At 71.5% G+C, this 6,773-nt stretch carries 5 protein-coding genes; all 5 read right to left on the bottom strand.

Going from position 1 to position 6,773, the window contains the following annotated elements; all coding sequences use genetic code 11:
- The coding region (locus ACV530_RS24550; protein ID WP_494334799.1) for a flavodoxin-dependent (E)-4-hydroxy-3-methylbut-2-enyl-diphosphate synthase at positions 1–168 on the bottom strand (168 nt) is incomplete at its 3' end.
- Between the two features lie 172 nt (positions 169–340).
- Positions 341–1,642, bottom strand: coding sequence for a M50 family metallopeptidase (locus tag ACV530_RS24545; protein WP_494334791.1), 1,302 nt, complete (start codon positions 1,640–1,642; stop codon positions 341–343).
- Positions 1,639–2,913 carry a 1-deoxy-D-xylulose-5-phosphate reductoisomerase gene (dxr, locus tag ACV530_RS24540; RefSeq protein ID WP_494334790.1) on the bottom strand — a complete coding sequence of 425 codons (1,275 nt, stop codon included), beginning with the start codon at positions 2,911–2,913 and terminating at the stop codon, positions 1,639–1,641. The genes ACV530_RS24545 and dxr overlap by 4 nt, the downstream gene beginning before the upstream one ends.
- A 42-nt stretch (positions 2,914–2,955) precedes the next feature.
- Positions 2,956–4,890 (bottom strand): acyl-CoA dehydrogenase family protein, encoded by a 1,935-nt coding sequence (locus ACV530_RS24535; RefSeq protein ID WP_494334789.1) that lies wholly within the window; start codon positions 4,888–4,890, stop codon positions 2,956–2,958.
- A gap of 151 nt (positions 4,891–5,041) precedes the next feature.
- Positions 5,042–6,487 carry an aldehyde dehydrogenase family protein gene (locus ACV530_RS24530; RefSeq protein WP_494334788.1) on the bottom strand — a complete coding sequence of 482 codons (1,446 nt, stop codon included), beginning with the start codon at positions 6,485–6,487 and terminating at the stop codon, positions 5,042–5,044.
- Positions 6,488–6,773: the final 286 nt, after the last annotated feature.

Below are 6,773 nucleotides of genomic sequence, written 5' to 3'. Positions count from 1 at the left end.
CTGCTGCAACGTCGCACCAATGTCCGACGTACGCGTCGTCGTCATCGACTGCACCGACACCGGCGCGTCCCCGCCCACCGCCACCGAACCGACCTGGATCCTGCGGCTGACCCTGCGGTCGGCGAGCTTGGTCGGGACGGAAGGCATTCCCAGCGAAATCGCAGTCATGTGGCGAGCAACCCCAAGGTCTGAATCATGGCCCGAGATCGGCGGGCTCCAGGGTCCGAGGTTACGACACCTGATCCGTACGAAGCACATCCCGCCCCCACAGCCACCCATAAGCGAACGGCCGGACACAAATGCGCGTCCGGCCGCCACAAATGAGTTCCCTTCTTCTCTCCTAGGTGAGGCGCACGGGGTTGACCACGTCCGCGATCAGCACCAGAAGGGTGAAGCAGACGAAGATTCCCGCGACGACGTAGGCGACCGGCATCAGCTTGGCCACGTCGAAGGGGCCCGGGTCGGGGCGGCGGAAGACCTTGGCGAAGGCACGGCGCACGGACTCCCACAGCGCCCCGGCGATGTGCCCGCCGTCCAGCGGGAGCAGCGGGAGCATGTTGAACAGGAACAGCGAGAGGTTGAACCCGGCGAGCAGGAACAGCATCATCGCGATCTGCTGCGACGGCGGGATGTGCAGGTTGAAGACCTCGCCGCCGACCCGTGCCGCGCCGACGACGCCCATCGGGGAGTCGGCCTTGCGCTCGCCGCCGTCGAAGGCGGCGTTCCACAGGTCGGGGATCTTGCCGGGCAGGTCCACCAGCGACTCGACGCCGGACTGGACCATGTCGCCCATGCGGTCCACGGACTGGCCGAAGGACTGCTGGACGACGCCGTAGGCGGGCGCGAAGCCGAGGAAGCCGGCCGTCACGTACTCGCCCTTGAGGGCGTTGCCCTTGTGGTCGTACTTCTGGACCTGGTTCTCGATGAGGCTCGCGTGCAGGTCCAGGCGCTTGCCGTCGCGCTCGACGGTGATGGTCGCGGGGCCGGTGGTCCTGCGGATGTCCTTGGAGATCGTCTTCCAGTCGGGCGTCGGCGAGCCGTTGAAGGCGACGATCTTGTCACCGGCCTTGAGGCCGGCCGCGTTGGCCGGGGACTTCGGTGCGCCCTTGGGGCAGTTGTCGGTGGCGGCCGAGGCCTTGACCACGCAGTCCTGCACGGAGCTGACCTGCGTGGTCTCCGTACGGACGCCGAACGTCATCAGGACGCCGAGGAACAGCACGACGGCGAGGACGAGGTTCATGAACGGCCCGGCGAACATCACGATCACGCGCTTCCACGGCTTGCGCGTGTAGAAGAGGCGGGACTCGTCCCCGGGCTGGAGCTCCTCGAAGGCCGCCGAGCGGGCGTCCTCGATCATGCCGCGCCAGGGCGAGGTGGAGCGCGCGGCGATCTTCCCGTCCTCGCCGGGCGGGAACATGCCGATCATGCGGATGTAGCCGCCGAGCGGGACGGCCTTGACGCCGTACTCGGTGTCGCCCTTCTTGCGCGAGAACAGCGTCGGGCCGAAGCCGACCATGTACTGCGGCACCCGGATGCCGAACATCTTGGCGGTGGAGAGATGCCCCAGCTCGTGCCAGGCGATGGAGAAGAGCAGGCCCACCACGAAGACGACTATCCCGAGGACCGTCATCAGTGCCGTCATGCGTGGGCCTCCGAGGTCGCTTGGGCGCCACCTTGCCGGGTGCGCGCCACCAGTTCGCGGGCCCGGGCCCGCGCCCAGGTCTCCGCCTGCATGACGTCCGGGACCGTGAGGGAGGTTCCCGCGGCAGGAGTGCCGTGCTCCGCCACGACCTCGGCGACGGTGTCCACGATGCCATTGAACGGCAGGTGTCCGGAGAGGAACGCGTCGACGCACTCCTCGTTGGCGGCGTTGAAGACCGCGGGCGCGGTGCCGCCGAGGCCGCCGACGTGCCGGGCGAGGCCCACCGAGGGGAAGGCCTCGGTGTCCAGCGGGAAGAACTCCCAGGTGGAGGCGGTGGACCAGTCGAAGGCGGGAGCCGCGTCCGGCACCCGCTCGGGCCAGCCGAGGCCGATGGCGATCGGCCCCCGCATGTCCGGCGGGGTGGCCTGGGCGAGCGTCGAGCCGTCCGTGAATTCCACCATCGAGTGGACATAGGACTGCGGGTGGACGACGACCTCGATGCGGTCGAACGGAATGTCGTAGAGCAGGTGCGCCTCGATGACCTCCAGGCCCTTGTTGACCAGGGTCGCCGAGTTGACCGTGATCACCGGGCCCATCGACCAGGTGGGGTGCGCCAGGGCGTCGGCGGGGGTGACGGACGCGAGCTCGGCCTTCGTACGGCCCCGGAACGGACCGCCGGAGGCGGTGACGACCAGCTTGCGGACCTCGGCGCGGGTGCCGCCCAGCAGCGCCTGGAAGAGCGCGGCGTGCTCGGAGTCGACGGGGATGATCTGCCCCGGCCTGGCGACCGCCTTGACCAGCGGCCCGCCGACGATCAGGGACTCCTTGTTGGCCAGCGCCAGGGTCCGCCCGGCCTCGAGCGCCGCGAGGGTGGGCGCGAGGCCGATGGAGCCGGTGATGCCGTTGAGGACGGTGTGGCACTCGCTGCGGGCCAGCTCGGTGGCCGCGTCCGGCCCGGCCAGGATCTCGGGCAGCGGCTCGCCGCCGTACCGCGCGGCCAGCGCCTCGCGCAGCTCGGGCGCCTTGTCCGCCTGCGCGACGGCCACCGTGCGCACCCGCAGCCGGTGCGCCTGCTCCGCGAGGAGGCCCACCCGGCCGCCGGCGGCGGACAGGGCCGTCACCGTGAAGCGCCCGGGGTTGCGGAGCACGAGGTCGATGGCCTGGGTGCCGATCGAGCCGGTCGAGCCGAGGATCACGACCTCGCGCGGGCCGCCGGGGGCGGTGGAGGGGGCCGAGTAGCGCAGGTGCGGGTCAGCGAGGGAGTCCGTCATCCCCCTATTGTGGCCGCACCCGCTGTGCAGGTGCGGCGGGGCTCAGCGGACGGGCCGGTGGACGTTGTCCGCCTTGGACGGGCCGGGGGTCGCGTCGGCGATCCAGGGGCCGTCCCCACTGGGGTCGAGGATGCCGCCCTCCAGCCACTCGTACGTACCGGACAGCACCCCGCCGACGACCTTGCGGTCGACGGAGTCCGTGTTGGTCCACAGCCGTCCGAAGAGCTCGTCGACGCGGATGCGGGCCTGCCGGCAGAAGGCGTCGGCGAGCTCGTACGCCTCCGCCCCGTGCTCGCCCTCGACGCGCAGCCGCTCGGCGCGCACGCACGCGGCGCTCATCGCGAAGAGCTCCGCCCCGATGTCGACGATCCGGCCGAGGAAGCCCTGCTTGGTCTCCATGCGGCCCTGCCAGCGGGACATGGCGTAGAAGGTGGAGCGGGCGAGGCGGCGTGCGGAGCGCTCGACGTAGCGCAGGTGGGCGGCGAGGTCCCGGTGCCCGGACGGGCGGAACTCGGCGTAGGCGAGCGGCAGCTGGCCCGGTCCGGCGACCAGCTTGGGCAGCCAGCGGGCGTAGAACCCGCCCGCCTTGGCCCCGGCCCTGGCCTTGTCGCCCAGCGACTTCTCCGGGTCGATGAGGTCGCCGGCGACGGACAGGTGGGCGTCGACGGCCTCGCGGGCGATGAGCAGGTGCATGATCTCGGTGGAGCCCTCGAAGATGCGGTTGATCCGCGCGTCGCGCAGCATCTGCTCGGCGGGGACGGCGCGTTCGCCGCGGGCGGCGAGCGAGGCGGCGCTCTCGTAGCCGCGGCCGCCGCGGATCTGCACCAGCTCGTCGGCCATCAGCCAGGCCATCTCGCTGCCGTAGAGCTTGGCGAGCGCCGCCTCGATACGGATGTCGTTGCGGTCCTCGTCGGCCATCTGCCCCGACAGGTCGAGGATGGCCTCCAGCGCGAACGTGGTCGCCGCGATGAAGGAGATCTTCGAGCCGACCGCCTCGTGCTTGCCGACGGGCTTGCCCCACTGCTCACGGGCGTTCGACCACTCGCGGGCGATCTTCAGGCACCATTTGCCGCCGGCGACGCACATCGCGGGGATGGACAGCCGGCCGGTGTTGAGCGTCGTCAGCGCGATCTTCAGGCCCGCGCCCTCCGGCCCGATCCTGTTCGCCGCAGGCACGCGCACCTGGTGGAAGCGGGTGACCCCGTTCTCGATGCCGCGCAGGCCCATGAAGGCATTGCGGTTCTCGACCGTGATGCCCTCGGCCGCGGCCTCCACCACGAAGGCGGTGATCCCGCCCTTGTGGCCCTCGCTCCTCGGCACCCGGGCCATCACCACGAGCAGATCGGCGACGACGCCGTTGGTCGTCCACAGCTTGACCCCGTCGATGACGTACTCGTCGCCGTCGGGCACGGCGGTGGTGGCCAGCCGCGCCGGGTCGGAGCCGACGTCCGGCTCGGTGAGCAGGAACGCCGAGATGTCGGTGCGCGCACAGCGCGGCAGGAACGCGTCCTTCTGCTCCTGGGTGCCGAACAGCTTGACCGGCTGGGGCACGCCGATGGACTGGTGCGCGGACAGCAGCGCGCCGACGACCGGGCTCACCGAGCCGATCAGGGTGAGGGCCTTGTTGTAGTAGACCTGGGTGAGACCGAGACCCCCGTACTTGGTGTCGATCTTCATCCCGAACGCGCCGAGCTCCTTCAGCCCGCGCACCGTCTCGTCCGGAATCCGCGCCTCGCGCTCGATGCGGGCACTGTCGATCCGGGTCTCGCAGAACTCCCGCAGCCGGGCGAGGAATTCCTCGCCGCGCCGCACGTCCTCCGGCTCGGGAGTCGGATACGGATGGATGAGGTCGAGCCGGAGCCTGCCGAGGAAGAGCTCCTTGGCGAAACTGGGCTTCTTCCAGCCCTGTTCGCGGGCCGCTTCCGCGACCTGACGGGCTTCGCGCTCGGAGACCGGCCGTACGGATGGTGCGGACATGAGGCACCTCGCCGCTTGGAGTCGGGGCGGTTGTCCCGGTCGCTACCGACCGGTGCTACTGACCCGTATGTACCCGATCGGCCGGTGCTGTACCAGACCCCGCGCAAGGTTCCGGCCCGGGCGCGCTCCTGTGCGCCCGGGCCGGCAGGTCCTACAGGTCCAGGCCGGTGAGGACCAGCACCCGCTCGTAGGTGTAGTCGTCCATCGCGTAGCGCACGCCCTCGCGGCCCACGCCGGACTGCTTGGCGCCGCCGTACGGCATCTGGTCCGCGCGGTAGGACGGCACGTCGCCGACGATCACGCCGCCGGTCTCCAGCGCGCGGTGCGCGCGGAAGGCCGTCTGCAGGTCGTGCGTGAAAACGCCCGCCTGGAGGCCGTACGGCGAGTCGTTGACGGCCGCGAAGGCGGCCTGCTCGCCGTCGACGCTGCTGATCGTCAGGACCGGTCCGAAGACCTCCTCGCAGGCGATCGTCACGTCGGCGGGGACGTCCGTGAGCACGGTGGGCGCGTAGGTGGCGCCCTCGCGCTTGCCGCCGGCGAGCAGCTTCGCGCCCGCCTCGACGGCCTCGTTCACCCAGGACTCGACGCGCTTGGCGGCGTCCTCGCTCACCAGCGGGCCGACGTCGGTGGCGTCGTCCGACGGATCACCGGTGACCTGCGCCCCGACGGCGGCGACGATCTTCGGCACGAGCCGCTCGTGGAGCGAGGCGTCGACGATGACGCGCTGCACCGAGATACAGGACTGGCCGCCCTGGTAGTTGGAGAACGTGGCGATGCGCTGCGCGGCCCAGTCGAGGTCCTGCTCGGAGGACCAGTCCGCCAGGACGACGGCCGCGCCGTTGCCGCCGAGCTCCAGCGTGACGTGCTTGCGCGGCACGGAGTCGAGGATCGACCAGCCGACCGGGCCGGATCCGGTGAAGGAGATGACCGGCAGACGCTCGTCCCGGACGAGCGCGGGCATGCGGTCGTTGGGCACGGGGAGCACGCTCCACGAGCCGGCGGGCAGCTCCGTCTCGGCGAGGATCTCGCCGAGGACGAGGGAGGAGAGCGGCGTCGCCGGGGCGGGCTTGAGGATGATCGGCGCACCGACGGCGATGGCCGGCGCGACCTTGTGCGCGGCGAGGTTCAGCGGGAAGTTGAACGGCGCGATGCCGAGGACGCTGCCGCGGGGGAAGCGGCGGGTCAGGGCGAGACGGCCGGTGCCGCCCGGGTCGGTGTCCAGGCGCTGGGCGTCGCCCGCGTTGAAGCGGCGGGCCTCCTCGGCGGCCCAGCGGAAGACGGACACGGCGCGGCCGACCTCGCCGCGGGCCCACTTCATGGGCTTGCCGTTCTCCGCGGAGATCAGCAGGGCGATCTCCTCGGTGCGTTCGGCCAGCCGCTTCGACACGTGGTCGAGGGCCGCGGCCCGTACGTGCGCGGGCGTCGCCGCGAACTCCTCGCGCACGGCGTGCGCGGCGGCCACGGCCTCCTCGACCTGCGCCTCGGTGGGCACGCTCACGGTGCCGACGAGCCGGCCGTCCCAGGAGTTCGTGACGTCGAAGGTCTCCTCGCCGGTGGCCTCACGGCCGGCCAGCCAGAACGCGTGGGAAGCGGTCACAGTCCCGGCCCTTTCGGTGGTGGTGATTCGGGGTGCCCCCACGGTAGGGGCCGGGCGGGCGGGGGGTGTTTGTCCGCGGTGGAGCAGTGCTGGGGTGCGGGCGCGCCGGTATGGCGCGGTGGGGGGTGGGGATTGTGCCCCGGTCCCGCCCTTTCACCGTTTCCTCCGGGGCTCCGCCCCGGGCCCCGAAACCGCGCTCCGCGCGGTTGTCCTCAATCGCCGGACGGGCTGAATTTCAGCCCGCCCGGCGATTGAGGACGAGCGGCGAAGCCGCGACAACGGGGGT

It is taken from the genome of Streptomyces sp. SX-6, from assembly GCF_059089585.1.
The sequence above is the reverse complement of the archived record's forward strand: the minus strand, read 5'-3'. Positions and strand labels throughout refer to the sequence as shown.

Bases quoted from the DNA above. Each gene is read 5' to 3' on its own strand.
- ACV530_RS24545 (WP_494334791.1), bottom strand. From the start codon at position 1,642: ATGACGGCACTGATGACGGTCCTCGGGATAGTCGTCTTCGTGGTGGGC.
- dxr (WP_494334790.1), bottom strand. From the start codon at position 2,913: ATGACGGACTCCCTCGCTGACCCGCACCTGCGCTACTCGGCCCCCTCC.
- ACV530_RS24535 (WP_494334789.1), bottom strand. From the start codon at position 4,890: ATGTCCGCACCATCCGTACGGCCGGTCTCCGAGCGCGAAGCCCGTCAG.